This window comes from Helicobacter sp. WB40, from assembly GCF_027859275.1.
GTDB lineage: Bacteria > Campylobacterota > Campylobacteria > Campylobacterales > Helicobacteraceae > Helicobacter_D > Helicobacter_D ibis.
The window spans coordinates 1-1,025 of sequence record NZ_JAQHXS010000023.1 but is presented as its reverse complement, the minus strand read 5'-3'; the positions used below and the strand labels follow the sequence as shown (position 1 = coordinate 1,025).

Here is a 1,025-nt window from a genome sequence, read left to right as displayed (position 1 = left end):
GCAGAAGTCGCACACAAATACTTCAAAAAAGGTGATAAATTCTTAGGAAGTGGCAAAATACATACAAGCTCTTTTACAAAAGAAAGCGGAGAGGTTAGCTATTCATGGCAGGTTATTATTAATGAGTTTGAATTTTTAAACAAAAAAGAGAGTAAAGAAAACGAAGGGCAAGTTACAGAGTTTGATGAAAGTGAGATTCCATTTTAAAGTAGTAATTTTGTAAAATTTGAATTAACGATTATCTATGTTGTGTGCAAGTGCATATTACATCTTTGTCAATTACATCCTTGTAATCTTTTAGTTTTTCTAAAAGTTCTTTTAATTCATTTATTTCAATTTTTAAATAAATACTTAAAAAAATTTTCTATACTGCATTTTTTATTAAAATCTAGCTTTAGAGATCTTTCAATATCGCTAAAACGCCACAGAATAAGTTTGCATAAAATCTCTTGTGGAGTTTGATTGTTATTGATACCTTTTATTATATCATCCTTTATTTGCTTGAGAGGTAGCACTTAGTATTTCCTTCCCAAAAGAAATAAAATCACTTGGCATTCTATATCCTCCTGTAATCTCAAAAAAATCTTTATCCAATATTGCTTCTATAATATGTTCTGTTGCCACCAACAAATAAAGCACTTCCTTATCTGCATCTAGTTGCATTGTTTCTATCCTTTGATTAGCAACTTGCTTACTACTTCTAATAAGGCTTAAAAACTCTTGCAAAATTTGGGTGTCTGTGGGTTTTATAGTTCTAATTTCACAAATTTGAAAAGAAGCCATTTTGAGCATATAAGCCACTGATTTACAAAGTTTTTCATATTCTATTTCTTTATTGTTTTTAAGTGTATTGCGAGAAATATTTGTAGAATAATTTTTATAATTATTTAATGTTTCAGAATAATTATAAGCCCCTACATTCTCATCAGTCGCCAAAGCTAAAGAAGCAAAGACAGAAACAGATAATATTGCCTTTTTAAAACTCATTTGAAAACTCCTTATAACCTTAGTATGATTCTAATTTA

General features: G+C 28.6%; 2 protein-coding genes. One reads left to right on the top strand and one right to left on the bottom strand.

All coding sequences use genetic code 11. The annotated features are described in order from the left end of the window. Positions 1-207, top strand: a 207-nt coding sequence (locus tag PF022_RS08765) for a single-stranded DNA-binding protein (protein ID WP_271023578.1), incomplete at its 5' end; no start/stop codon positions are given. 279 nt (positions 208-486) lie between these two features. Here PF022_RS08765 and PF022_RS08760 read toward each other — a convergent pair. Next, positions 487-987: a hypothetical protein gene (locus tag PF022_RS08760; RefSeq protein WP_271023577.1), complete on the bottom strand. Its 501-nt coding sequence runs from the start codon at positions 985-987 to the stop codon at positions 487-489. Positions 988-1,025: the final 38 nt, after the last annotated feature.

Bases quoted from the DNA above. Each gene is read 5' to 3' on its own strand.
- PF022_RS08760 (WP_271023577.1), bottom strand. From the start codon at position 987: ATGAGTTTTAAAAAGGCAATATTATCTGTTTCTGTCTTTGCTTCTTTA.